The organism is Methyloversatilis universalis FAM5 (genome assembly GCF_000214035.2).
GTDB lineage: Bacteria > Pseudomonadota > Gammaproteobacteria > Burkholderiales > Rhodocyclaceae > Methyloversatilis > Methyloversatilis universalis.
Window position 1 is genome coordinate 113,603 of the sequence record NZ_AFHG01000044.1, and the last position, 21,189, is coordinate 134,791.

Sequence of the window (21,189 nt, forward strand, 5' to 3'; positions counted from 1 at the left end):
CGCTTACCCCTGCGCCTTCGCCAGCTCCTGGCCGAAGGGCTCCAGCACTTCAGCGAAGGCCGCGAGGTGCTGCGGGTAGCGCTCCTGGATGAAGGCACTGAACTGCTTCACCGTGGCCATCGCCACGGCCAGCTTGTCGGTCTCCGGCATCATCCGCTTCGACGACGCAATGAGCTTGTTGTAGGCGTCGGCCAGGCTAGCCAGCATCTGCACCTTCTCGGCCGGCGCGATGTCGGTGTTGATCTGGATGGTTTCGACGGTTGCCTGCACCTGCTGCACCACGACGGCCAGCGTCTGGCGCACCACCTCTTCGATGCCGCCGCCGGCGAGCAGCTGCGCGCTGCGGGCGCGGTCCCAGTCGTCGCCGGCCGCCTTGGCCTCACGCTTCCAGCGGCGCGCGGTGGCCTCGGGCACGCCTTCCTTTACGGCGGCGATCTCCAGCCCGAGCTGGTCGAATACGTAGGCCGCCCGGACCTTGCGGCGGACGTCGTCACCGTGGGCCATCATCGCCCTCGGGGTACTCGTGACGCACGATCACCGTGCGATTCCCGCCGCGCGAGCGGATCGCGTCAGCGATGCTGCGCAATCCGTAGTAGATCGCGAAGGCGATGATCACGACGCCGATGGGGTCATTCATCGCAGCTCACCCGGTTCCGGCCGCTTCACGCCGGGCTGCGCCACGCGGCCCATCACCACGTCGTTACCGCGGTCGGTCAGCGTCACCACGTCGTCAGCCTGCTCGACCAGCCCCTGCTCGGCGAGCCAGGCAAGGTCGGTGCGCACCAGATCGAGGCTCACGACGTAGCCCAGCGACTCCACGGCCTGGCGTACGGCACGCAGGGGCAGCCGGTAGCCCGGCGCCACCAGCAGCGCGGCCAGCATGGCGCGGCGGCGGTCCTGCTCGACGATGCGGGCGGCGGCGCTCATGCGTCACCTCGCGTCATCTTGTTGAGCACCAGGCGCAGCAGGTCGGTCTGGCTTTTCATCTCGCCTTCCATGCGTGAGCTGCACTGCGCCACCGTGTTGATCTTCTCGTGGATCTGCGCGAGGTCGGCGTGGGTGGGTGCCGCCTTCACCTGGCCTTCCAGCGTGGCCAGGCGCGAGTCATGCGCGTCGAGTCGCACGTCTATGCCCTTTTCAAGGTCGCCGATGCGCTCGTTGGTGACCCGGTGGCGATTGCTCGACCACACATACAAGCCAACGCAGAGCGTGACCGCGAAATTCAAGAACTGCAGCCAGAACTTGGCCACCTCGTAATCCATCATTCGTGCCTTTCGGTACCGGTAGGGGGTGTCAGGCCGGTGGGCAGCGCGCGCTCGACGCCATGACGCTCGATCAACGCGGTGTGGAAACCCTTGCCAGCCAGCTCAGCGCAGATCTGCCGGAATGCTTCGCGGGGCAACTCCCCATGGGCTGCGAACACGCGCGCCACACCTTCGGCCACCTTGAACACACTGAACACCAGGTCGTAAGGCTCGCGGGCTTCAAAGCCCCCGGCCCCGGCGTAGCCGCGGCCGACGTACATGACGCATTCGAGGTTGATGTGCATGGCGCTCCGCGGTCGGCTTCGTTGTTCGGGTTGCCAGCCCCCGCCGCGCTGAAAACCGGCCCTGTACAAGCCGGGGAGGACGCGCACGTCTCACCACGTGACTGGCTGCCGGCGTAACGACGCCACTGGGCCGGCGATGGCGGCGGCGGAGCCGCTGAAGAAGTCGTTACGGAATCACCATTGCACCCACCCTCCGACGCCGACGAACACCTCGCTCTGGACGCCCGGGCGTTCGCCGTTCAGGGGCCAGTCGGCGCTGGCGATCGCGCCCAGCCGCACCGCTTTCACCTGGGCGAACTGGGCGCGCGCCTGCACTCGGACGGTCGGCTCTGCTCGCTTGAGGCCGACGTAGATGCCTGCGTCGCTGCGTACCGTGGTGTCGAGCCACGGCAGCGGCTCTGCCACGACGTATTGCGTGGTCTCTCCGCTGCCGGTATCGAGCACTGCCGTGACCACCTGGGTGCGCTCGCTGGGGGCGATGCGCGCGGATTCCAGCACCACCGCGGCGGCGCTTTCCTGCACAGCGGCGGGAAGCTTCGCGGCGGATTTGGCACTGGCGGGCCGGGTGCGCACCGGGCGCGGCGGCACGATCCACTCGACGCCCGTCGCCTCCGGTGCGGTCGGCGCGGCAACGGCAACATCGTGGCCGGCGCGAAGCGGCGTGTGAGCGCCGCCTGCGCCGCGCCACTCGCTGGTGGCCAGCAGCGCCACCATGGCGCCGACCAGTAGCACGAAGGCCAGCAGCTGGAGACGGGTGCTCACAGGCCGCTCCGCCCGACGCTGGTCTGCTGGATGACGCGCCCGGCGATGATCGCCAGCGCCAGCCAGCGCACCCAGCCTTCGGGCAGGTAATGCTGCACCGCTGGCAGGTAGTCATACGCCGTGTCGAGCACGGCCAGCAGCGCAGCGAGCTGCACCGACAGCAGCCGCCAGCAGCGCCGCCAGTCTTCGATCGGTTGCAGGCGGACCGGGCCGATTTTCATCAGCGCACCTCCGGGGAGATATGGCCTTCGAGCGGCGCCATGCCGCCGCGCAGCCAGTCGGCCACGCTGAAGCCGGGGCAGCGCTTGATGAACTCGTTGGGGGTGATCAGGCCGTCGCCGTTCTTGTCCGGGCTCAGATCGCGATGACCACACACGCCCTCGCGCCATGCCGGCGTAGCGAAGCGACGCTCCACGCGGTGCGCGGTGCACCAGCGCGGCAGACAGTCGGCCAGCGTGGCCCACTGCGCCGGCGTGTAGCTGTCGGTACCGATGAGGCACACGCCCAGGCTGTTGCGGTTGTAGCCCGCCACATGCGCGCCCACCTCTTCCGGGTGACGGCCGGTGAAGAGGCCGCCGTTGCGCGCGATCACATAGTGGTAGCCGATTGAACGCAGACTGGGGTTGAAGCGCTGCGCGGCGGCGGCTCCGCGCAGGAAGCCGCGGTCGAAGTGCCACTTGTCGATCTCATCGACCGGGGTGCGCAGTTCGCGCCCGCTGCCGCTGAACAGCGTGCGCTCGTTAGGTGTGGCGCTGCAGTGGATGACGATGAGCGTGATCGGCCGGTTGATGCCGGTTTCGACGGGCTCAGCGTTGCGGGCGGGGGAAGAGGCTGCGGTGCGCGTGTCCATGCGCGCAGAATGCGCGGGGAATGAACACTGCTATGGGGTGAAGGGATTCAGGCGGTCAGCTACTTGCCGCAGAGATCGACAGCTGCTTTGTAGCGGTCGCGATCATACCAACGAGCGCCTCGAACGACAGCAATCGCGCCGTCGGCAAGATGCCCCATCGCGAGCCGACACGCGCGATGCGGCGCCGCGTTCTGATTCGAGTCCTGATTTCCCCAGCCCTCGAAGAGCGGGCGAAGATGATCCATGGCGGCAAGGGCGGCCGCCGGATCTCCGATACGGTCGGCGGCGGAAAGCTCCTGTTCGACCCGCAGCAGTGTCGCGTGGGTGATGCGAGCGGCCATGGCTGATTGCTCTGGTGACCACTGCGCGCCGCTGTCGAGGCCTGCTGCCTTCAGATCCTTCGGGATGGAGCGGGAGGCACCGAGAGGGTCCGTTGCGGCCTTCGCGAGATAGCCAAACGCAAACGACAGTACGCCGGTAAGGGCTGCTGCCCCAACAAACGCGCCGCCGAACCGGCCGATGAACGACAAGCCACGCCCGGCGAGCACAAGCGTTACGAATGCGGCGCCGAATATGATGAGGGCGATCTGTCCATTCATGATGTGCTCCCTGTAGGCGCGAAATTATCAGCTGGCTCCGCCAAACATGTCCAACTGATTGTCATCCACCCGCCGACCCGGCACTGCCCCCGAGATCGAGCGCTTTAGCACGACCCACACCCAGCGCTCGCTGATCATGTACTTGCGGGCGATGTCCGGCACGCGGGTGCCCGCATCGTAGTCGGCCTGGATGGCGCGGTCGCGCTCGTCGCGGATGGCCTGAACGCAGCGCGGTATGTACAGCGGCTCGCCGCCATAGGTAGCCATGAACCGGGCCGCAAGGCCTCCGCCGATCGCCTGGATGATCTGCGCGGTCAGCGGGCCTTCCACTTTGCCTATGGTCTTCCCGCTGGGCACTTCGATTTCGAGGCCGCCGAAGGCGTCCACAAGGCGCATGGTGGCCTCGTGGCCGAGCAGCTCGACGAGATCAATGACTGTCTGCGGCAAACTCATTTCAGGCAGCCTCCGCCGCCCGCGCGGCCGCCTGGCGCGCGGCCCATTCGCCCGACAGCGTTTCCGCCATCGCCTCCAGGTAGCGCAGGTCACGCTGCCACTTCGGTGTCAGCGGCCGGGACACCGGCGCGAGCCAGCGCGCGAGGGCGTTCAGGTCGCTGTCGGTGCGGCCAAGTGCGCGGGCCAGCGACGTAACGGCTTCGAGCATGTGGCGTTTCTTCTGCTCAACGACGAGCGCGGCGACGAGGTCGTGCAGTTGCCGGGCGGTGGCCCACTCCAGCCGCATGTTCCTGTGCATCTGCCGGAGCGTGGCGGTGGCGTAGGCCCAGGGCAGTTTCATGTCGGCGAGCAGCGCCTCGACCTTCTCCAGCAACGCCCCGCAGCCGCGGCGGCAGGTTTCCGGGTAGCCGGGGTGGCGACCGACGTACTTCTCCGGCGCCGGGCGGGTGGCGCCGACCTTGCGGGCGGCGTCGAGCACGCGCTGGCAGCCGTGCAGATCGAGGTCGTTGGTGGACCGCACGCCGGCGTGCGCGTGCATGAAGTCGCGGCGGGCGTCGTCGTCCATGCCGAGCTGTCGGCAGGCGGCATGCACGGCCTTGCGACGTGCGGCGAGTTGCGGCGTCACTCTGGAAACAGGGGCTTTCACGGTGTCCTCCAGTCGGTCGGCGTGAGATGCGTGGATCAAGGAGCAAGCGCCGATGCGTGGGCGGCGGCGCTTGGTTCTTGGCCCGCGCTCAGGCGTTGATGGCGTCCTTCAGCGCCTTGGTGGCACTGAACTTGACCGTCAGGGCGGCCGGAATCTGCACCTCCTGGCCGGTCTGCGGGTTGCGGCCGGTGCGGCCGGCGCGCAGGCTGGCCTTGAGCTTGCCGGCACCGGGGAGCGCGACTTCGTCGCCATTGCTGGTGAGGTTGGCCTTGATGACCTCGCCCAGCGTTTCAAGGATGTGCTTCACCTGGGCCTTGGGCACTTCGGCGACTTCGGCGACGGTGCGGATGGTTTCTGCTTGGTTCATGGTTACTCCTGGGGGGTGGTGGTGGTACGGAAGAAGCTGCGGACGGCGGCCACCAGGCTGACGAGCCAGATGGCCAGTGCGAACGCGAGCACGACGACACACACCAGCGCCGGCAGGGCCAGCGCTGGGGCAACGACGACGGCCCACGTGAGTTCGGGGATATGCCCCGACACCTTGAGCCCGGCCATGGCCAGCGATACGACGATGAGGTAGGCGGGCAGCTGCTCGAACGTGCGGTACATGACGGACTCCTCGGGTGGGGGCGGATGGGGTCAGGCCGAGGCGGCGGCCTTGGCCTTGACCTTGGTCTTGCCGGCCTTCTTCGCCGGCTCGTCGTCGCCCTGGCGGCGCGCCGCATCGGCGAGAATGGTTTTCACCAGCTTGTCGAGGTCGGACTCGCCGATGGCGACAAAGGCCTTGTCGGCGCCCAGCACCTTGCGCACGCCGATGCGCTGCAGGTGGGCGTCGCTCAGCTGGCCGAGGGCGTCTTTCACCAGCGTGGTTTCGGTGCGGATGAGCAGATCGGCCGACTCGGGCAGCAGGTTCTCGATGCGGGCGATGACGGCGGCTTCGTCGTTCCAGTCGAGGCTGTCTTCTTCCTTTCGGAAGCCAGCTTTCACGCCGTCGACGGTGATCGACCGCGGCTTCACGAACAGCGCGGGTGCGGCTTCGACCAGCGCCTGCAGTTCGGCCAGCGCCTCGGCTTCTTCGGCCGCAGCGGCGTCGATGGCGCCGCGGAATTGGCGGGTGATGGGCTCGATGGCCTGCGCGATCTGCGCCTGCTGGGCAGCGGCGAGGTCGGTGAGCACGCGATGGCGGGCGGCGAGCACCTGGGCGGCGTCGCGGATGGCGGCAAGTTCGGGGGTGGTCTTCATGCGGGTACTCCGTGGTTTGCGAGCGCGGCCTCAATGGCCGGACGGACGCGGGCGGTGAAATCGGCCAGCGCGAGCGCGGCGGCCGGGTTGAGTTCGATCTGTCTGCCGTCTTCGTCGATGACCAGGCGGCCGGTCGAGTCGAGCGCGAACACGGGCGCCATACCGTGCGAGGACGCCACCGGCGTGGAGGTCACGGCGACCGCAACAGGGGGCGACGCTGGCTCGGCAGCCTCGGCAGGTTCAGCCGCTTCGGCGCCCTGGGTGTCGGTGACCACGTAGCGCAGGTGGGTGCCCTTGATCGCCGGTATCGGACGGATCAGGTGTTGGCCGTTCTTCAGGTGGTTGATGCACTGGCTGACCAGCGCGGATGGCGCGTCGAGCGCGAGAGCGATCTGCGAGGCCGTGGGCGGCTCGGCCGCGGCGCGTATGTAGGCGAGCACTGCAGCACGCAGATCGGCGCGGGTGGCGTAGCCCTTTGCCTCGGCTACGCGGGTGACCGGCTTGGCGGCGAGGCTGTAGCGCCAGTGCTTGGCGACCTCATCGAAGACGGCGACGGCCCGCTTCTCACTGACCAGCAGATCGCCGGCTCGACGGATGTCTTCGTGTGACACGCCGGCTCGCGGGCAGGCGTCCTTCAGCCAGGAGACCGAGCACTCACCCTCCGCAAGCTGCTCGGCGACCCACTCGTGCAGCGGCACGCAGGCGCTGGCCAGTTCGGTCAGTTGATTCGCGAAGGATCCGGCAGCCTTCTTCATGGCCGCACCTCGTTCGGGCCGACCGGCCGCGCGTGGCAGCCATTGGTGAGCGGCAGTTCGCACACCAGGGTGTAGCCGGCGATGGAGAGGTCGCCACCGCGCTCGACCCAGCGCTCGATCTGGCGGGCGGTGGCCATGTCCATCACCAGGATGCCGGTGCCGAAGGCCAGCACGGCTACCATGCACAGGTCGGCCAGCGTGGCGATGAGGCGCGGCGGCGGCGCCAGGGCGTCGATCATCAGCTGGTCTGCGGCCGTGGTTGCAGTGATGCGTTCGTGCTTCATGCGGACTCCTTTGCGGGGGCGGCGGGCTTGTGCGGGCAGGCCTGGCAGGCCACCCAGTGGCGCAGCTTTTCCGGGCTGCTGGTGGGCACGCTGCGCAGCGCATGGCCGGCGCAGTCGGCACGGGGGATTTCGCCACCCAGGTGCGGGCAGCGCACGACACCGAAGGCGGCGAGCACCTTGGCGCCAAAGCGGTCGGTGTTCGCCTGGTACTTTCCGGCGGCGATCAGGCTCACGATGGTGTGGTTGCGGTAGCCGAGACGGCGGGCTACCTCGACAGCGCCGTGCTCACCCAGGGCGCGATCGAACAGTGCGCGGGCTTCGGGCGTCATGGCCGCCCCTCCCCACGTTCCCAGCCACTGCCGTCGAGCGGGTAGTCGCGTTCATGGTTGCCGTCGTACAGCGCGCGGCGCTTCGGCACCGGCCGGGGTGCGATCGGGCCGGTGTTTCGGTCCGGCATCAGCGCCCAGCGGACGCAGCCGTTACTGGTGACGCGCATCGGCGCCTCCTTAACCCGGAGGCGCCGCACATAGCCGGCGCGCTCCAGCAGACGCATGTACTTGGCGAGGTTGTTCTTCAGGTCGGCTTCGTCGCCCTGGGCGACCAGCATCACCAGATCGTCGAGCGTGGCCTTGCCTTCGATGCGCAGCGCCGACCACATGCGGTCGCGGGCTGTCTCGGCGCGCAAGATGCGCCGCCCGGCCACGTGCGGGTGCTGCGGGCCGCTGGCGATGCGCCGGCCATCGTCGAGCGCGGCGCGCCCTTCGGTGGTGAGGGTGTGACAGCCGGCCACTCGGCGCGACAGCAGGCCGCGACGCACCAGCACGCGGCAGGCGTTCTCGCATTGCTTGTCGGTGAGGCCGGCGCGCTGCGCGAGATCGGTCTCGCGCAGGCAGTCGCCGGGCTGCGCGGTGCGGGCCGCTTCGAGCACGCGTTGGGCTGTCCAGCTCATGAGCCCTCCGCCGGCCGGGCGGCCGCCTTGTCGATGGCGGCCTGCGCGGCGTCGACCGTGGCCTGGTCGGCCGTGTCGATGCCCTGCGCGATCGCCAGCGCCACGAGCTCGGGCCAGGTGATCAGCAGGGTTCTGTCCATCGCCTGGCCGACGATGACCGGCTCACCGCGGAGCGTGAGGCCAAAGCAGTAGTGGTTGCCGTCGGCGGCAGAGATGCAGCCTTTGTGCTGCACGGACGGCACATCACTGGGGAGGACGTAGCGGCCGATCATTGGTCGCCTTCCTCGCTCACGCCTGCAGCCCGGCGGCGACGACCGCTCGGCGCGGTCGATCGATCACCGTTGGGGTGTTTCACAGCATCTGCCTTCACTGTCTTGTAGGCGACCTGCACTTCACCCTTGGCCAGCCACTCGTCGCGAGCGAAGTTGCGGCTCGTAAAGTCCAGCTCGACGGTGACAGCGCCCTCCATCAGCGCCGCCACCTTCAACGCACGATCAGCGGGCAGCAGGAACGAATGAAAACCGTCGAACGTGATGACGGCGAGCGATGCGGGTTTGGTAGCCATCACGCAGCTCCTTTCACGCTGGCGCGGTCGATGAGCCACTGGCGGTAGTTCATCAGCGCTTGCAGGCGGACCTTGTCGGTGCTGGCCTCGAACACGCCGGGCACCAGCCATGTCTTGCCGTCATGCGCGAGGGTGGCTGTGCCGTGAATCGCGGCGCGGACTTCGAACGACGTGCCTTCTGCGACATGCAGCGCGCCTTCCGGCTTCGTCTCACCGAACTCGATCACCCCGTTGTGCCAGCAGTAGGCGATCAGGTGCTCGCGGTCATCGAGCAGCACCTGCCAGTCGCTGCCTTCGATCCAGTCGACGTCGGCATAGGTGGGCTGGTCGAAGCGTGCGGCGAGCTTCTCGGCCAGGCGCTCGACCGCGGCCTTGGCCGACACAGCGCAGCTGGCGCGAAGGCCGCCGCCGGAGGCGATGTAGGCGCCGGTGGTGTACCGGACGCGGGCACGGATCTCGATCATGCGCGCGCTCCTTCGCCAGCCGACTCCACCTCGGCGAACTCGAACACCGGAGTCTCCTTTCCGTCGGCAGTCATGACGAACAGTCGATTGATGACGAACAGGCCACCGGACGTGTAGTTGCACGGCCCGCCCGCGTGTTTGAACGTATTCGAGTGATCGGCGCCGGTGTAGCGGCCGACGCACGAGAACGCGACCGCTCCAGAGGGGGCGCCCGCGTTACGCCAGTCCTGGACACTTGCGACGTGCCCGCAGGAGGGGCACACGAAGCGCCAACGCATCGCATCAGAGCCGAAGCGGCGCTCGCCTTCTGCGAGCCAATCGGCGTGCTGCATTACGAGGTGTTCAGCCATCACGCAGCCTCCTTCGCAACGCGCTTCACGCGCCAGTCCTGCACCAGCACGACGCCCTGCAGGTCGGCGGCGGTGACGGTGACGAGCTTGTTGCGGCGGGCAATGGCTTCGATGGCGACCAGGGCGTTCATGGTCTGGCGCATGCGGCCCTGGGCCTGCTGATGCACCAGCGCGACCGCGTCGGGCGCGACATTCACTTCGCACAGCTGCGCGCACATCAGGCCAATGTCTTCCACCGTCGAGGGGCGGAAGTCGACCACGCGGGCGATCCGCGACGAGATCTGCGCGTGCTTGCCGATGCGGCTCTGCACCTGCTCGACGCCGGTGACCAGCACAGCCATCGTTTCGGTGGTGTCGGTGATGTCGCGCAGCTCTTCGAGTACAGCCGCGCCGCTGTGCAGGCAGTGCTGCACTTCGTCGATGACGATCGTGGCTTGGGTATGCCCGATGCGCGCGATGACGCGTCCGAAAACAGACTTCAACGATCCGTCTTCGTCCTCGCCCAGCTCGCCGGCGAGGTCCCGGATGAAGAAGCTGGGCGTCCACATCTTTTTCGCGCGCAGGTAGATGGCGCGGTTTGCAGCAGCCCACTTCTTCACCGTGGTGCTTTTGCCCAACGCCGGGTCACCGGCGACGAGCAGCCAGCTCGCCTCCGGCGCACCGCGCTGCTCCACCGCCTTGAGGGCGGCACGGAACAGCTCGACGTTCTTGGTTTCGACAAAGGCCTTTTTCAAAGTGCTACCCTCCAGATTGCGACGTGCAGTTGCATCGGCTGTCGGTTGAGCTGCAACTCAACCGGCGGCCACCTCAAAACCCTGTTCCGGCGCGCTCGCGCCGCCTTGCAGCGCCCGCTGCGCCCTCTCTTCCATTTCCGCAGTCCAGGCCACGCCCTGGTAAGCCAGCCGCGGCAGCAGCGCCTCGTACATCGAGCTCTCGACGAAGCCGAGCAGCCACTCGGCGTCGAGGGCGTCCCACGCGTGCGGGTGGCGGTAGAGCCAGCGGTACTGATCGGCGTCGTCATCCGGACCGAAGCGCGGGCGCGATTCGGTGCCGGGCAGCTGAACGACTTCAGGGGCGCGCGAGGCGGTGTCGTCTTCGAGCTGGACGGGCGACTCGATGGCGTCCGGGATGCGCACGGCCGGGATGTCGAGCAGCGGGTCGTAGAGGCCGGTGCCTGCGCTGTGCTCCAGCACGCGCCCGGCGTCGCGCTCGGCGCGCACCTCTTCCAGCTTGTCCTGCAGGCGGCGCTCGCGGCCGGCCGCGCGCTTGTCGCGCGCCTGCTCGATGACCGACTGCGGGAAGTAGCCGCGCTTGTTACCGTCGAGTTCGGCGGTGCAGATGTAACGGCCGTCCATGTCGCGGATGACCACCGACGACGGGTCGTGGATGTCGTAGCCGACGCGCACCTTCTCGCCGTGCAGGTCGAGTGCGTCCAACTCGGCCGAGAAATAGCGGTGGTTGTGCAGCTGCACCTCGCCACGTCGCACGACGGCCAACTTGTACGGCCGGAACATGTCTGCCGCCTGCTCGGGCTCGGGCATCACCGGCAGCCAGCCCTCATCCCGGGCGGCCTGCCAGGCTTCGAGCGGCGACATGTGGCGACGCCTGCCGGTGACCGTATCGACGATGCGCGGCAGCGCTGAATGCGGACGTGCGTTGTAGGCAGCAGCCTGGGCTTCGGCGAACGCGACGAAGTCGCGGAAGGCCATGAGCAGTTCGCTGCGGCCACCTGCTTTCATCGCAGCGCGGGTGATGCGAAACACCTTCTGGCGGGCTTCGCGATCCATGCCCGACCCCATGTAGGTCGGCAGCGATCGGGCGGCGGTCACCCATACCGACTGGTGCGAGCGCTCCATCAGGCCACGTGCCTGGGAGTTGTAGGGCAGCGAGTTGCGGATCTCGTAGCCGATGCGAGCCGCCATGCCAAGGACTTCGTCGGCCTGGAAGGCGTTGGCGTAGCCGCCGCCGTTATCGACGTAGAAGATCGAGCAGATGCCGCATGTGGTGAAAGCGTGCCGCTGTGCGTCGAGCACCGCCCAGGTACTTTCCGCGAGCCCTATGGACCAGCCAACCATGCGGCGGGTGGCCACGTCGACAATCGCGGTGACCTCGGGCCGGAAAGGGCGACCGTGGTCGGGGTGCTCAATCTCGGCGTCGAACGTGTGGCCGTCCGCCGTGTAGACATCGCCGGGCAGCAGCTTCGAGGTGTCGCGGCGCACGAAGGGGCGCAAGGCCTTCAGTTCGCGCGGCAGCATGCGGCCGCGGTTCTGCTCAACTGCCCCGACCTTTTCGAGGAACCGGCGCACCTGGTGAATGGACACGCCCGGCCATCTGGCGGCGAAGAGCGCATAAGCATCGGTCACGCACGGCTTCTGAGGCTTGCGGTACTCCGCCATGAAGTCCGCCGCCCAGGCCGGCACACGCATATCGGCGGCGGGCAGCTTCGGGGCCAGCTCGCTGGCAGTGCGGACCGACAGCCAGCGCTTCAGCGTACGCACAGAGGGGTACGCATCACCTTTTCGGCCCCGGCTGTCTCGTGCCGACCGCAGCATCTTGTCGATCACCGCATCGAGTCGGCCTGCGCGTGCGTGAGTCAGGAGTGCCGTCATGGCGGCTTCCTGCGTACAGCTCGCATCAGCCTGCAGCCGGCGGATAGCGGCCAACACGGCAGCGCGTGCATCGCGAGCGGCGCGCTGGGTGTCAGTCAGGTCAGCGGGAGCAGTGACCGTGACTTCGGAAGAAAAAGCGGCCGGCACCGGAGTACCGGCCGAAGGGGTCACAGCGGATGCTGTGGTGCAGAGACGCGGTTCTACCGCCTGCAGCCGACCAGCCACCACCAGGCGGCGAACAGGCTCAGGAATGGATTCAAGTGAGTAGAGACGCTGGCGACCGCCGCGCACAGCCTGCTCCTCGAACAGCCAGCCTTCGCGCTGAGCACGCGCAAGGACAGCCTGCTTCGAGACGCCCAGTGCATCGACCAGGTCTTTCACGGTGACGGCTTTCATTCCCCGTCTCCCGCAAAGCGCTTCAGTTGCTTCAGTCTGTGGGCTGCCGCATCGCGCATGCGCTCAAGCCGGCCGATCTCGGCATTCAACGCCTCACGCCCCACCAACAGCTGACCACCACGCACATCTGCGAGCCACGCTGTAATGGCATGGGTGGCGGTCGCCTCCTCGAACGCCGGGAGGTATTCGAGCGGGAAACGCCACTCGGCCCGACTTTCCGCCGTCCAGGCGTTGATCATGTGGACGGTAATGTCCTGCCCGGTCAGCTCGCTCATGCGTACTGCGATTGCCGCGCGCGAAAGCGGAGACGCCTTGATCGCCTCGGAGATCAGCCCGCGGATGACCGCGCCGAAGGCCAGCGCACCGGGCAGCGCAGCACGCGGTGTCGGTACCTCATAGGCCTCGAACAAGTCGGCAGTGATCGTGTCGCGGCGCATGTCTAGACCTGTGCCGCGGTATTGCCATTGCGCCCGCGGAGGTCGCGAGTAGACTGTATGGCGTGGATGCCCTGAAGCTTCCGGGAACCGTCGGCGTGATAACGCGACGGCCAGATGGTCTTCGGGTGCAGGTTGAGGGCCTTGGCGATACGCCGCTCCCCGGCCGGACTGCTCTCGCGCATGGCGCGAGATAGGCCTGTGGGTGCGATGTCGTAATGAATCGCCAGAGCCCGGACAGTCCAGCCCGCCTTGCGAAGGGCGGCCACGATGTCTGCAGGATGCCAGTCGGACCTCTGACTGGCTTTTTTAGGCACGGAAATACGTTCCATGTAACCGGTGCGCGTGCTGTTGATGTGTGCATTACGCACGTTAAAACGTGCCATGTCAACAACTGCGCGTGTCGGTTGACGCTTGGGTTGACGCTTTTCCGTGCCACTAGAGCTGAAAATACTTAGTTATTAGTGACTTATGGAAGCGTCAACGCATGAGCGAACCACAGACCACCGTTGACGCTTTGGATCTGGAAAGCGTCAAGCAGGGCGTGGGCACTCGCCTGCGAGACTTCCGTCAGCACCTACGTCTCTCGCAAGACGTACTTGCTAAGACCTTAGGAGCCTCGAAGCGCGGGATTCAGGACAACGAATCGGGCAAGACATTGCCTGGAGCTGCCGTTCTGCGCGGGCTGCATGAACTTGGGCTGAATCTGGCCTGGCTGCTGGCTGGCGAAGGCCCAATGCTGGCCGCCGATCTGGCTCGGGAACGCTTGCTGGATGCGCAGCAGGACGAAGCCCAGTGGCAGGTGGTGAAACTCGCCTTGTCGGACTTGACCTGGGAACAGCTTGTATCGGTTGACGCTTTCGCAGATGCGGACCGATTCGTCCGCGCCTACAACAAGGGTGAAACCTCAGCCTCAGAAGTGTTGCGAGAGCAGCTGCCCACCATCACCGTCGAGGATTTGCGAGTCTGGGCGACCGCAGCGCTTCGATGGCGCCATCGCTGGGAGAACGCTCCGGTGCGGTTGGCGTATTCCACCCCGCCAGCGGAAGCCGTGAAGCGGCGTGCGGCGGAAGCGAGCACGCTGATCGACCAACCGGAGGTGGTGGCCATCAACCGCGCCTCGCTTGCACGCTACCTGGCCGCAGTACGGCCGGCTCTCGAACAGAATCTGATGGATCGGCCTACGGCCGCATCAGTCGTAGCAGAGCTGTACAGCCAGGACGATCCGACGGCGGATAGACCGGTGCTCAACCTGCTCACCGCCGTTTTGCGCGGTGTTTGGCGGTCCCAAGTAGAGAACGGAGCGCCGGTGACCGGTCCTGCGGAAGAAGCGGCTGCAATCGCTGACATCTGCCGCCAGATTGGGTTACAGCCTGATGACCAGACAAAAGGGTTAACGCGCTCAGCCGGATAGCCTAAGCCGCGACAATGCGCGCCCCACAGGTATTTCGTTGCGGTGCGTGCGATGGACAAGGTTGAGATGGCAGCGATGGCGCTCTACGAGTGCCGGTTTCGCACTGCCGTTCGGACAGACGCGCTGACGATGTGGCCGCTGCACGCTCACAACGCACCGATCCCTGATCACGGTGGTGACAAATCGGGTGCAAATTTATGCGGCTCTCGCGCAATCCGTGCAATTGGCCCGTCGCGGGCTCATTTGCTCAACATCCGCCTCCGCATTGGGTTTCGCCTGGCTTCGCGCGGCTTACGGGCAGTGTCAAATCGATCACCTCCCCACAGTAACACCCGCCGACTTTCCTCCTTTCTCCGCCCTGACGCTACATGTGTTCAGTACAGGGACGCGCCGTGTCCCCTATGCCCTACTCGGAGAACTTTTCAGTCCTGGAGGCGATGCGTTCCGTTGCACGCCCCCGTCCGCTCCGCCATCCTTTTTTTCAGTCGAGACCGTATCCTGAGGCGACCAGTGAGAGGATGGTCAAGGATGGACCCGGTTCCCGACACTTGCCCCCCGCAGGGCTTTCAGCCCGGGAAACCCCGGCAATGTAAGCCCGGTCGATTGAATCCGGCCCAGCAGATGCAAGCGACCGGGCCCGAAGGCCTCTTTCGGCAGCGGAGTAGAGAGCATCCCGGCGCCGACCGGACAATACGCGCTCAGCTTCTACAGCCAGACCTCTGATCACCGCCCGACGCGACCTCTGGAAGCACCCGCCCCTAACGGCCTCACGGCGCTGGAACACTCGTTCGAAGCGGCCTGCAGTCCTGCATGCAACGGACAGCGTTCGTATCCGGTCGGTCGTCGACGATGAACCCATCACGATTCGGCATGCGGATCGCTGCGAGGCTGGTCGCGTTCATTTCGGCGTCCTCGCCAGACAGTCCGTTGAGGTGGAGCAGATACGCCGTCAGCGCATAGGTTTCGTCATTGCTAAGGGACTGCGGCGCGGTCAACGGCATGGCGCGGCGGATGTAATCGAACAGCGCCGGTGCGTACGGATACATGCTGCCCGGCGTAAGCAGGCGCTTGTCGGTCTTGAACGAGCCGATGCCGCCAACCATCGTGCCGAACATCGGGCCACCGGCAGCGGCTGCACCATGACAGGAAGCACATTTCGCATCGAACAGTGCCTTCCCCGCCCGCGCGTTGCCCGATCCGGGCGGCAGGCCCTGCCCGTCCGGCCCCCGGACATCGATATTCCAGGCGGAGATATCCGCTTCGACGATCGGGGTGCCGAGCATCATTGATCGGGCATGTGGCGAAGACGCCGTCGGATTCGCCGCATTTCCAGCGCACCCCGCCAGCAGCGCGGCGGTTGCGAAGGTCATCGTCACGGTTTCAAGCGATCGCATTCTTCACCTCCCCCGCTTCGTTGATGGACCAAGGAAACACGCCGTTGTGGTGCTGCACGAAACCGGTGATCGCGCGCACCTTCTGGATGTCCGCGACCGTCGGCTGCACGTAGCCGGTGGAATCGACACAGCGACTGGCGATCGTCGTCGGCTCACCGGTCCAGTTCCACCTCAGCCTGAAACGCGTCAGGCACTTGTCCATCACCGGCCCCTCCAGCTGAGCTTCCCGCCAGGTGCGACCGCCGTCGAGGGTGACGTCTACCGCGCGTACGCGCCCCTTGCCGGACCACGCGAAACCGACGATCTCGATCGGCCCCGGACGGATCTTCATGCTGCCCGACGGCGAAGTAATGACCGACTTGGCCTCCATCTCGAAACTGAACTGGCGCCACTTTCCGTCCGGCATCGGGTCGGTGTAGCGCGCGGTTTCGCTGCGCAGGTGCCAGGGCTGATCGCCCAGCTTGAGCCGGCGCAGCCACTTGATGCTGACGTTGCCCTCCCAGCCCGGAATGAACAGACGGAGCGGGTAACCGTTCTCCGGTCTGAGCATCTCACCGTTCGCCGCATAGACGATGAGCGCATCTTCCATCAGCTTCTTCATCGGAATGCTGCGTGCGTGGGCAGAACCGTCGCCGCCCTCTGCCAACGCCCATGTGGCCGAGGGTGATACGCCCGCCTCGTCGAGCAGCGTCGACACCGGGATGCCGGTCCACTGGGCGCACGACAGCAGTCCGTGGGTCTGCTGCACGGTGCGGGCGGCCGGCTTCAGCCAGTCGGTCAGGCCGTTGCCCGAGCACTCCATGAAGTGGAAGCGCGACACCGACGGATACTTCATCAGGTCGGACATCGAAAAGACCAGCGGCTGGCGCACCATGCCGTGAATGGCGAAACGATGCTGGTCCGGGTTGATGTCCGGCACGCCGTTATGGTGCCTTTCGTAAATCAGCCCGGTCGGGGTGACGGTACCCAGTTGCTGATGCAGCGGCGTGAAACTCCAGTCCGAATAGTTCTGCTTGTTGACGAGAACATCCGTTCTCCGTCGTTTGACGTGCGATTCGTACTTCGATGGCATGCCGTACTCTTCTGGCGGCAAGGGACGTCCGAGCGACTTGTTCGAGTCCGGAACCGGTAGCGGCTCCGCGCGCGCCGCGCCGACCGCGGCCACGCCGCTCACCGCCACGGCGGCCGTCTTCGCCAGCAGTGCCCGTCGCGACGGGTCGTGTGTCATTGAACCGTGAGCTGCGAGTTCGGCTCGAGCGGCCGCGACCAAACGTACTCCGTTTTTCTTCTGATCCACGATGACCTCCAGGCAAGTTGGAACATCGGACGACCGGAACTGTACCGATCGGTCGGTATAGTACGTGGGTAGATTGTCTGGAGCAATCGATTCGGGATTCGGGTCAGCGGTAGCTGTCTCGTGATGAAAGGGGTCGGACCGACGCGCCCGATGCGCCACTTAGGACACGATGCTTTGAGCGCAAGGCTCGACGGGTCATTTATGATTTGGCCGTTTCCGTAATCCGGCCCGCCGGGGCCGTCCTCATGAGCGCAGACACGAAGGATGACCGCTCGCAGCGCGCACGCATCGTCAAGGTAGCCGCTCGCCTCTTTGCCGAGCGCGGCTATCACGCAGTGGGAATAGCCGAACTCCAGAATGCTGTTCAGCTCGGCCGCGGCGCGCTCTACCACCACATCCGCAGCAAAGACGATCTTCTTTACGACATCGCGCGCGAGTACATCGCCGACCTGAACGACCTCGCGGTCACGGCCGAACATGAGCCCGACCCGCGAAAGCGCATCTGCATACTGGGCCAGCACCTGATCTCGATGATTGCCTCCCATCAGGCAGAGCTGACCGTGTGCTTCCGGGAGGTGCAGTCACTCACCGACAGCCGTCGCGCCGAAGTGCTCGCGCTGCATACCCGCTACGAGCGGGTGTGGAAGGACGCCTTCATTTCAGGCGCCGAACAAGGCCTTTTCCGTCCCTATGATCCGGTGGTACTGAAGGGCGTGCTGGGAATGTATTTCTACAGCTATCTCTGGATGCGCCCCGACGGTTCGCTCGGCGCCGAGACGATCTCCGAGCGATTCAATGAAATGGCGCTGCGCATGCTCGCAATCGGCTGACCTGCCCGGGACTTTCCGCGTCACCGTGCACTGCAGCAGTGCCCGCCGCTGAACGACTCTGCGCAGGGTGATCCGCCCTACCCGGAACGGCGGCAGACTCTCATTGCATGCAGGGTCCTTCAGAACGTGACCATGAAACTGTAGCCGTGGCGTTCGAATCCCAGCACTTCGTAGAACTGATGCGCCTTCTCACGTCTCAGGTGGCTGGACAGTGCAAGTTTGTAGCACTTCGCCTCTGCGCAGCGATCCATCGCGAAACGCATCATCGACTGGCCGACACCACGCCCGCGGTGTCCGGGCGCGACCACCACGTCCTCGACCAGCGCATGTGGTCGCCCGCCATGCGCCAGCCCGTCGATGAGGATGAGCGCGAATGTCCCTACTCGCACCCCGTCACATTCGGCCACATACACCCGGTAGCCGACGCTTTCGTCGATCCGCCGGAAGCGTGCCCGGGCATCCGCGAGCGGCATGGACGGTTCGGGCGAGAAGTCGAGCGATGTATACATCTCGAGCAGCCATTCGATGTCCTCATCGACGGCCCGTCGTATCGACAGGGTCTGACCGACTGCGTGCATTGCCTTCTCCTCGCCCATGGACTCAAAGCCCCAGAACCTGCTTTGCGTTGCCGCCCATCACCTTGTCGATGACCGACGCCTTGAAACCAAGCGTGCGGTAGTCCTCGACCGACTGCCCCATTGCCCTGAACGGATACGAACTGCCGAACAGCAGCTGGTCCTGCATGAAGCCGTTGGCGGCTTCGACATACAGCGAACCGCCGGGCAGGAAGATGTACATGTCCGCGACGACGAACACGTTGTCCCAGCGGAAGGCGATGCCGATCATCTCGTTCACGTACGGCCAGAAGCCGTGGTAGCAGACGATCTTCAGCTGCGGGAAGTTTTTCGCCACGCGCCCGATCGACGCCGGATCGGTCAGTTCGAAGCGCGGCGTAGTCGGGCCCGACATGATGGTCACCGGCACGCCGAGCGCCTGGCAGGCCTCGTATACCGGATAGAGCTGTGCATCATCGGCGGCCACCTGAGGATTGCAGAAGCCGGGCTCGATGTTGATCCCCTTCAGGCCGAGCTGCCTCACCGCGCGTTCGATCTCGTCGGTTGCCGCCTTGATGCCGCTGGCGTGCGGATCGACCGAGCCGATGCCCACCAGCTCCTTGTGTTCCGACACCATCGCCTTGATTTCGTCGTTCGAGTGCTTGATCCCCGGCGTGTCGCGGCCGACCACCACCGCCTGCGTAATTCCGGCGGCCCGGATCTCCTTGACGAAAGCACTGGCGTTCTTGGAGCGGGTGAAATGCAGTTCGTCCTGGGATCCGGTTCGGCGGTTGAGCCACTTCACCACCTCGAATGAGGGGGTGTCCGGCGTCTTGCCATAGAAATCGTGCAGGTAGGAAGGTCTGCTGCGCATGTCGATCACGGTCTGGGTCATGGTGTCCACCTGTATTGAGTCGTTGAGAGTGGGGCAATGCCCCGTCCGGCTGTTGCGCGGAGGCGCCGCAAGGCGACCCCGCGTTTCTTTGGCGCGAGCGCTCCCTGCGCGCGTGCCGGCCGGCACGCCCGTCAGGGTCTGGAGGCGCGCGCCGTACGGCGCGACGCGTCACGCCCTCTGTGATCTCCTTGCGTAGGATTCGACGAAGTCGGCAGCCGCCTTGCTGCCGCCGGAGAAGGACTTCATCGCCTCCTCGTGCAGCAGGGACAGTGCGGTCATCTTCACTTCGTTGGCGCGGTCGCCGAGGAAGAAATCGGCCAGCTTGCGCGGCCGCGGAATGTCCACCTCGATGGTGGCCCTCACCCGGGTCGGGATGTTGCTCATGATGATCAGGCGGTCGGCCAGGAACAGCGCCTCATCGATGTCGGTGGTGACGAAGAAGGTGGTGCGGCGGGACTCCTCGTACAGCGCCGAGTAGTACTCCCACATCAGTTCCTTCGACATCGCGTCCAGGCCGCGGAAAGGTTCGTCGAGGATCATCACCTCCGGGTTGTTGATCATCGCGCGCGCGAGTTCCGCCCGCCGCTGCATGCCACCCGACAGCTGCATCGGGTACTTGCTGCGGAAGTCGCGCAGGCCCACCTTGTCGAGCAGGAACTCGGCGAGATCGCGCGCCTTCTGGTCGTTCTCACCCCGGGCGATCGGTCCGTACATGATGTTGTCGTAGGACGTCATCCACGGGAAGAGCGCCGACTCCTGGAACACCACCAGCCGGTCCCTGCCCGGCCCGGTGACCGGCTTGCCATTCAGCAGGATGCTGCCGCTGGTCGGCTTCTCGAAACCTGCGAGCAGCTTGATCAGGGTGCTCTTGCCGCAGCCGGACGGACCGATCATCACGGTGAGCTTGCCCCGCTCGACGCTGAACGAACAGTCCTTCACCACCTTCTTCTCGAACAGCCCGGTGCCGTAGGACTTGCACACGTTGCTGACGACCATCTCCCCGGCACTGATCGATATCTTGCTGGTGATCGGCGCCATCGCGCCGTGTTGTGCACTTGCCATGATCCGCCTCCTTACCGTGTTCTGAGCCAGGGTGTGAAGAAACCGCCGATGCCGCGCAGAAGCTCGCTGCAGGCGTAGCCGGCGATGCCGATGCTGATCATTCCGATGACGATCTGCTCATACGATCCGCCGACGTAGGAGTTCCAGATGAAGAAGCCGAGCCCGCCACCCGAACCTCCGCCGCCACCGCCGCCGGAAATCATCTCGGCGGCCACCACCACGTTCCAGGTGATGCCCATGCCTACGGACGAGCCCACCACGATGGACGGCACGGTCGCCGGCAATACGATGCGCTTGAAGATGTCCCACTGCGACGACCCCATGGCCTGCGCCGACTGATAGAAGCGCATGTCGATCGACCGCGCGCCGCCCAGTACGTTGATCACCACGGTGAAGAAGGCGCCGAGGAAGGTGACGAACGCGATCGACAGCTCTTCGGTCGGCCAGAAGATGATGGCGACCGGCACCCACGCCAGTGGCGGGATCGGACGCAGGATCTCGAACGACGGGAAGGTGATCGAATTGAAAGTCCGGCTGACCGCCATCAGAAGGCCAAGCGGAATGCCGATCACCATCGCCGCGACGAAGCCGCTCAGCACCCGCATCAGGCTCAGATACCAGCTCTGCCAGTAGCCGGTATCACCCAGCAGGTCCCACCACACCGCAAGAACGCTGGTCGGCGGTGGCACAAGTCCGATCCAGGGCATGGTGAAGCCGGCCCATTCCTTCGACCGCGAACCCGCCTCCCACAGAATCAGGAAGACGGTGATCGACACGATGGCGCGCAAGGTCGTCCGGCTGAACAGCGAGCGCCGTATCTTCTTCATGTTCATCGT

General features: G+C 65.8%; 34 protein-coding genes. 2 read left to right on the top strand and 32 right to left on the bottom strand.

Annotated elements, in window-relative coordinates; translation table 11 throughout:
- Positions 1-3: 3 nt before the first annotated feature.
- The 26 genes from METUNV1_RS08620 to METUNV1_RS08745 all read right to left on the bottom strand — a co-directional run bounded on the left by METUNV1_RS08620 (position 4) and on the right by METUNV1_RS08745 (position 13,293).
- Complete coding sequence (locus METUNV1_RS08620) at positions 4-507, bottom strand: DUF1804 family protein (protein ID WP_242059658.1); 504 nt, start codon at positions 505-507, stop codon at positions 4-6.
- Positions 491-637, bottom strand: a complete 147-nt coding sequence (locus tag METUNV1_RS08625; protein ID WP_008060838.1) for a hypothetical protein — start codon at positions 635-637, stop codon at positions 491-493. The genes METUNV1_RS08620 and METUNV1_RS08625 overlap by 17 nt, the downstream gene beginning before the upstream one ends.
- Positions 634-927, bottom strand: coding sequence for a VpaChn25_0724 family phage protein (locus METUNV1_RS08630; protein WP_008060840.1), 294 nt, complete (start codon positions 925-927; stop codon positions 634-636). The genes METUNV1_RS08625 and METUNV1_RS08630 overlap by 4 nt, the downstream gene beginning before the upstream one ends.
- Positions 924-1,265 (bottom strand): hypothetical protein, encoded by a 342-nt coding sequence (locus tag METUNV1_RS08635; protein WP_139026331.1) that lies wholly within the window; start codon positions 1,263-1,265, stop codon positions 924-926. Before METUNV1_RS08635 ends, METUNV1_RS08630 begins: the two co-directional genes overlap by 4 nt.
- Positions 1,262-1,549, bottom strand: a complete 288-nt coding sequence (locus METUNV1_RS08640) for a hypothetical protein (protein ID WP_008060842.1) — start codon at positions 1,547-1,549, stop codon at positions 1,262-1,264. Before METUNV1_RS08640 ends, METUNV1_RS08635 begins: the two co-directional genes overlap by 4 nt.
- A 174-nt stretch (positions 1,550-1,723) precedes the next feature.
- On the bottom strand, positions 1,724-2,311 hold the full coding sequence (locus METUNV1_RS08645; RefSeq protein WP_008060843.1) for a hypothetical protein: 588 nt from the start codon (positions 2,309-2,311) through the stop codon (positions 1,724-1,726).
- Entirely contained in the window at positions 2,308-2,532 is a 225-nt protein-coding gene (locus METUNV1_RS08650; RefSeq protein WP_008060844.1) for a DUF7940 domain-containing protein, read from the bottom strand. Before METUNV1_RS08650 ends, METUNV1_RS08645 begins: the two co-directional genes overlap by 4 nt.
- Positions 2,532-3,161, bottom strand: coding sequence for an N-acetylmuramoyl-L-alanine amidase (locus tag METUNV1_RS08655; protein WP_008060846.1), 630 nt, complete (start codon positions 3,159-3,161; stop codon positions 2,532-2,534). Before METUNV1_RS08655 ends, METUNV1_RS08650 begins: the two co-directional genes overlap by 1 nt.
- A 59-nt stretch (positions 3,162-3,220) precedes the next feature.
- Positions 3,221-3,760: a hypothetical protein gene (locus tag METUNV1_RS08660; protein ID WP_008060848.1), complete on the bottom strand. Its 540-nt coding sequence runs from the start codon at positions 3,758-3,760 to the stop codon at positions 3,221-3,223.
- 27 nt (positions 3,761-3,787) lie between these two features.
- Positions 3,788-4,213: a Mor transcription activator family protein gene (locus METUNV1_RS08665; RefSeq protein WP_008060850.1), complete on the bottom strand. Its 426-nt coding sequence runs from the start codon at positions 4,211-4,213 to the stop codon at positions 3,788-3,790.
- 1 nt (position 4,214) lies between these two features.
- Positions 4,215-4,778: a phage protein GemA/Gp16 family protein gene (locus METUNV1_RS08670; protein ID WP_008060852.1), complete on the bottom strand. Its 564-nt coding sequence runs from the start codon at positions 4,776-4,778 to the stop codon at positions 4,215-4,217.
- A 169-nt stretch (positions 4,779-4,947) separates the two neighbouring features.
- Positions 4,948-5,226 carry an HU family DNA-binding protein gene (locus tag METUNV1_RS08675; RefSeq protein WP_008060853.1) on the bottom strand — a complete coding sequence of 93 codons (279 nt, stop codon included), beginning with the start codon at positions 5,224-5,226 and terminating at the stop codon, positions 4,948-4,950.
- A gap of 2 nt (positions 5,227-5,228) precedes the next feature.
- Positions 5,229-5,468 carry a hypothetical protein gene (locus tag METUNV1_RS08680; protein WP_008060855.1) on the bottom strand — a complete coding sequence of 80 codons (240 nt, stop codon included), beginning with the start codon at positions 5,466-5,468 and terminating at the stop codon, positions 5,229-5,231.
- A 30-nt stretch (positions 5,469-5,498) separates the two neighbouring features.
- Positions 5,499-6,101, bottom strand: coding sequence for a host-nuclease inhibitor Gam family protein (locus METUNV1_RS08685; RefSeq protein WP_008060857.1), 603 nt, complete (start codon positions 6,099-6,101; stop codon positions 5,499-5,501).
- Positions 6,098-6,856 (bottom strand): hypothetical protein, encoded by a 759-nt coding sequence (locus METUNV1_RS08690; RefSeq protein WP_008060860.1) that lies wholly within the window; start codon positions 6,854-6,856, stop codon positions 6,098-6,100. Before METUNV1_RS08690 ends, METUNV1_RS08685 begins: the two co-directional genes overlap by 4 nt.
- Positions 6,853-7,140 (bottom strand): hypothetical protein, encoded by a 288-nt coding sequence (locus METUNV1_RS08695; protein WP_008060870.1) that lies wholly within the window; start codon positions 7,138-7,140, stop codon positions 6,853-6,855. Before METUNV1_RS08695 ends, METUNV1_RS08690 begins: the two co-directional genes overlap by 4 nt.
- Positions 7,137-7,469: a hypothetical protein gene (locus METUNV1_RS08700; RefSeq protein ID WP_008060876.1), complete on the bottom strand. Its 333-nt coding sequence runs from the start codon at positions 7,467-7,469 to the stop codon at positions 7,137-7,139. Before METUNV1_RS08700 ends, METUNV1_RS08695 begins: the two co-directional genes overlap by 4 nt.
- Positions 7,466-8,089, bottom strand: coding sequence for a hypothetical protein (locus METUNV1_RS08705; RefSeq protein ID WP_008060877.1), 624 nt, complete (start codon positions 8,087-8,089; stop codon positions 7,466-7,468). The genes METUNV1_RS08700 and METUNV1_RS08705 overlap by 4 nt, the downstream gene beginning before the upstream one ends.
- A complete protein-coding gene (locus METUNV1_RS08710; protein WP_008060878.1) occupies positions 8,086-8,361 on the bottom strand; it encodes a hypothetical protein in 276 nt (91 codons plus the stop codon). Before METUNV1_RS08710 ends, METUNV1_RS08705 begins: the two co-directional genes overlap by 4 nt.
- Complete coding sequence (locus METUNV1_RS08715) at positions 8,358-8,654, bottom strand: hypothetical protein (RefSeq protein WP_008060879.1); 297 nt, start codon at positions 8,652-8,654, stop codon at positions 8,358-8,360. The genes METUNV1_RS08710 and METUNV1_RS08715 overlap by 4 nt, the downstream gene beginning before the upstream one ends.
- A complete protein-coding gene (locus METUNV1_RS08720; protein WP_008060880.1) occupies positions 8,654-9,118 on the bottom strand; it encodes a hypothetical protein in 465 nt (154 codons plus the stop codon). Before METUNV1_RS08720 ends, METUNV1_RS08715 begins: the two co-directional genes overlap by 1 nt.
- Positions 9,115-9,468, bottom strand: a complete 354-nt coding sequence (locus METUNV1_RS08725; protein WP_008060881.1) for a VVA0879 family protein — start codon at positions 9,466-9,468, stop codon at positions 9,115-9,117. The genes METUNV1_RS08720 and METUNV1_RS08725 overlap by 4 nt, the downstream gene beginning before the upstream one ends.
- Positions 9,468-10,202 carry an AAA family ATPase gene (locus METUNV1_RS08730; RefSeq protein ID WP_008060882.1) on the bottom strand — a complete coding sequence of 245 codons (735 nt, stop codon included), beginning with the start codon at positions 10,200-10,202 and terminating at the stop codon, positions 9,468-9,470. The genes METUNV1_RS08725 and METUNV1_RS08730 overlap by 1 nt, the downstream gene beginning before the upstream one ends.
- Before the next feature lie 57 nt (positions 10,203-10,259).
- The gene (locus METUNV1_RS08735; protein WP_008060884.1) at positions 10,260-12,473 is read right to left on the bottom strand and encodes a Mu transposase C-terminal domain-containing protein; all 2,214 of its coding nucleotides are present in this window, start codon (positions 12,471-12,473) and stop codon (positions 10,260-10,262) included.
- Entirely contained in the window at positions 12,470-12,910 is a 441-nt protein-coding gene (locus METUNV1_RS08740; RefSeq protein WP_008060886.1) for a hypothetical protein, read from the bottom strand. The genes METUNV1_RS08735 and METUNV1_RS08740 overlap by 4 nt, the downstream gene beginning before the upstream one ends.
- A gap of 2 nt (positions 12,911-12,912) precedes the next feature.
- The gene (locus METUNV1_RS08745) at positions 12,913-13,293 is read right to left on the bottom strand and encodes a helix-turn-helix domain-containing protein (RefSeq protein ID WP_008060889.1); all 381 of its coding nucleotides are present in this window, start codon (positions 13,291-13,293) and stop codon (positions 12,913-12,915) included.
- Between the two features lie 101 nt (positions 13,294-13,394).
- Here METUNV1_RS08745 and METUNV1_RS08750 point away from each other — a divergent pair, with 101 nt between their 5' ends.
- Positions 13,395-14,321, top strand: coding sequence for a helix-turn-helix domain-containing protein (locus tag METUNV1_RS08750; RefSeq protein WP_008060891.1), 927 nt, complete (start codon positions 13,395-13,397; stop codon positions 14,319-14,321).
- Positions 14,322-15,088: 767 nt separating this feature from the next.
- On the opposite strand, the gene METUNV1_RS08755 is transcribed toward METUNV1_RS08750, so the two are convergent.
- Entirely contained in the window at positions 15,089-15,715 is a 627-nt protein-coding gene (locus METUNV1_RS08755; RefSeq protein ID WP_232416228.1) for a c-type cytochrome, read from the bottom strand.
- Positions 15,702-17,012: a sulfite dehydrogenase gene (gene soxC / locus METUNV1_RS08760; protein ID WP_232416227.1), complete on the bottom strand. Its 1,311-nt coding sequence runs from the start codon at positions 17,010-17,012 to the stop codon at positions 15,702-15,704. The genes METUNV1_RS08755 and soxC overlap by 14 nt, the downstream gene beginning before the upstream one ends.
- Positions 17,013-17,257: 245 nt before the next feature.
- On the opposite strand from soxC, the gene METUNV1_RS08765 reads away from it, so the two are divergent.
- Entirely contained in the window at positions 17,258-17,842 is a 585-nt protein-coding gene (locus tag METUNV1_RS08765) for a TetR/AcrR family transcriptional regulator (RefSeq protein ID WP_043359441.1), read from the top strand.
- 119 nt (positions 17,843-17,961) lie between these two features.
- Here the strand turns inward: METUNV1_RS08765 and METUNV1_RS08770 are convergent, their stop codons facing one another.
- The 4 genes from METUNV1_RS08770 to METUNV1_RS08785 all read right to left on the bottom strand — a co-directional run bounded on the left by METUNV1_RS08770 (position 17,962) and on the right by METUNV1_RS08785 (position 21,186).
- Positions 17,962-18,420 carry a GNAT family N-acetyltransferase gene (locus tag METUNV1_RS08770; protein ID WP_043359443.1) on the bottom strand — a complete coding sequence of 153 codons (459 nt, stop codon included), beginning with the start codon at positions 18,418-18,420 and terminating at the stop codon, positions 17,962-17,964.
- Between the two features lie 22 nt (positions 18,421-18,442).
- The gene (locus tag METUNV1_RS08775) at positions 18,443-19,291 is read right to left on the bottom strand and encodes an amidohydrolase family protein (RefSeq protein ID WP_008060902.1); all 849 of its coding nucleotides are present in this window, start codon (positions 19,289-19,291) and stop codon (positions 18,443-18,445) included.
- Between the two features lie 168 nt (positions 19,292-19,459).
- Positions 19,460-20,353: an ABC transporter ATP-binding protein gene (locus tag METUNV1_RS08780; protein ID WP_232416226.1), complete on the bottom strand. Its 894-nt coding sequence runs from the start codon at positions 20,351-20,353 to the stop codon at positions 19,460-19,462.
- An 11-nt stretch (positions 20,354-20,364) separates the two neighbouring features.
- Positions 20,365-21,186 (bottom strand): ABC transporter permease, encoded by an 822-nt coding sequence (locus METUNV1_RS08785; RefSeq protein WP_008060904.1) that lies wholly within the window; start codon positions 21,184-21,186, stop codon positions 20,365-20,367.
- Between the last annotated feature and the right edge of the window lie 3 nt (positions 21,187-21,189).

Excerpts from the sequence above, each read along its gene's own strand:
- METUNV1_RS08665 (WP_008060850.1), bottom strand. The coding sequence starts at position 4,213 with ATGAGTTTGCCGCAGACAGTCATTGATCTCGTCGAGCTGCTCGGCCAC.
- METUNV1_RS08780 (WP_232416226.1), bottom strand. The coding sequence starts at position 20,353 with ATGGCAAGTGCACAACACGGCGCGATGGCGCCGATCACCAGCAAGATA.
- METUNV1_RS08715 (WP_008060879.1), bottom strand. The coding sequence starts at position 8,654 with ATGGCTACCAAACCCGCATCGCTCGCCGTCATCACGTTCGACGGTTTT.
- METUNV1_RS08625 (WP_008060838.1), bottom strand. The coding sequence starts at position 637 with ATGAATGACCCCATCGGCGTCGTGATCATCGCCTTCGCGATCTACTAC.
- METUNV1_RS08750 (WP_008060891.1), top strand. The coding sequence starts at position 13,395 with ATGAGCGAACCACAGACCACCGTTGACGCTTTGGATCTGGAAAGCGTC.
- METUNV1_RS08700 (WP_008060876.1), bottom strand. The coding sequence starts at position 7,469 with ATGACGCCCGAAGCCCGCGCACTGTTCGATCGCGCCCTGGGTGAGCAC.
- METUNV1_RS08740 (WP_008060886.1), bottom strand. The coding sequence starts at position 12,910 with ATGCGCCGCGACACGATCACTGCCGACTTGTTCGAGGCCTATGAGGTA.
- METUNV1_RS08735 (WP_008060884.1), bottom strand. The coding sequence starts at position 12,473 with ATGAAAGCCGTCACCGTGAAAGACCTGGTCGATGCACTGGGCGTCTCG.
- METUNV1_RS08745 (WP_008060889.1), bottom strand. The coding sequence starts at position 13,293 with ATGGCACGTTTTAACGTGCGTAATGCACACATCAACAGCACGCGCACC.
- METUNV1_RS08690 (WP_008060860.1), bottom strand. The coding sequence starts at position 6,856 with ATGAAGAAGGCTGCCGGATCCTTCGCGAATCAACTGACCGAACTGGCC.
- METUNV1_RS08680 (WP_008060855.1), bottom strand. The coding sequence starts at position 5,468 with ATGTACCGCACGTTCGAGCAGCTGCCCGCCTACCTCATCGTCGTATCG.
- METUNV1_RS08705 (WP_008060877.1), bottom strand. The coding sequence starts at position 8,089 with ATGAGCTGGACAGCCCAACGCGTGCTCGAAGCGGCCCGCACCGCGCAG.
- METUNV1_RS08675 (WP_008060853.1), bottom strand. The coding sequence starts at position 5,226 with ATGAACCAAGCAGAAACCATCCGCACCGTCGCCGAAGTCGCCGAAGTG.
- METUNV1_RS08655 (WP_008060846.1), bottom strand. The coding sequence starts at position 3,161 with ATGGACACGCGCACCGCAGCCTCTTCCCCCGCCCGCAACGCTGAGCCC.
- METUNV1_RS08630 (WP_008060840.1), bottom strand. The coding sequence starts at position 927 with ATGAGCGCCGCCGCCCGCATCGTCGAGCAGGACCGCCGCCGCGCCATG.
- METUNV1_RS08710 (WP_008060878.1), bottom strand. The coding sequence starts at position 8,361 with ATGATCGGCCGCTACGTCCTCCCCAGTGATGTGCCGTCCGTGCAGCAC.
- METUNV1_RS08685 (WP_008060857.1), bottom strand. The coding sequence starts at position 6,101 with ATGAAGACCACCCCCGAACTTGCCGCCATCCGCGACGCCGCCCAGGTG.
- METUNV1_RS08640 (WP_008060842.1), bottom strand. The coding sequence starts at position 1,549 with ATGCACATCAACCTCGAATGCGTCATGTACGTCGGCCGCGGCTACGCC.
- METUNV1_RS08620 (WP_242059658.1), bottom strand. The coding sequence starts at position 507 with ATGATGGCCCACGGTGACGACGTCCGCCGCAAGGTCCGGGCGGCCTAC.
- METUNV1_RS08650 (WP_008060844.1), bottom strand. The coding sequence starts at position 2,532 with ATGAAAATCGGCCCGGTCCGCCTGCAACCGATCGAAGACTGGCGGCGC.
- METUNV1_RS08720 (WP_008060880.1), bottom strand. The coding sequence starts at position 9,118 with ATGATCGAGATCCGTGCCCGCGTCCGGTACACCACCGGCGCCTACATC.
- METUNV1_RS08785 (WP_008060904.1), bottom strand. The coding sequence starts at position 21,186 with ATGAACATGAAGAAGATACGGCGCTCGCTGTTCAGCCGGACGACCTTG.
- METUNV1_RS08775 (WP_008060902.1), bottom strand. The coding sequence starts at position 19,291 with ATGACCCAGACCGTGATCGACATGCGCAGCAGACCTTCCTACCTGCAC.
- METUNV1_RS08725 (WP_008060881.1), bottom strand. The coding sequence starts at position 9,468 with ATGGCTGAACACCTCGTAATGCAGCACGCCGATTGGCTCGCAGAAGGC.
- METUNV1_RS08755 (WP_232416228.1), bottom strand. The coding sequence starts at position 15,715 with ATGCGATCGCTTGAAACCGTGACGATGACCTTCGCAACCGCCGCGCTG.
- METUNV1_RS08635 (WP_139026331.1), bottom strand. The coding sequence starts at position 1,265 with ATGATGGATTACGAGGTGGCCAAGTTCTGGCTGCAGTTCTTGAATTTC.
- METUNV1_RS08695 (WP_008060870.1), bottom strand. The coding sequence starts at position 7,140 with ATGAAGCACGAACGCATCACTGCAACCACGGCCGCAGACCAGCTGATG.
- METUNV1_RS08765 (WP_043359441.1), top strand. The coding sequence starts at position 17,258 with ATGAGCGCAGACACGAAGGATGACCGCTCGCAGCGCGCACGCATCGTC.
- METUNV1_RS08660 (WP_008060848.1), bottom strand. The coding sequence starts at position 3,760 with ATGAATGGACAGATCGCCCTCATCATATTCGGCGCCGCATTCGTAACG.
- METUNV1_RS08770 (WP_043359443.1), bottom strand. The coding sequence starts at position 18,420 with ATGCACGCAGTCGGTCAGACCCTGTCGATACGACGGGCCGTCGATGAG.
- METUNV1_RS08670 (WP_008060852.1), bottom strand. The coding sequence starts at position 4,778 with ATGGACGACGACGCCCGCCGCGACTTCATGCACGCGCACGCCGGCGTG.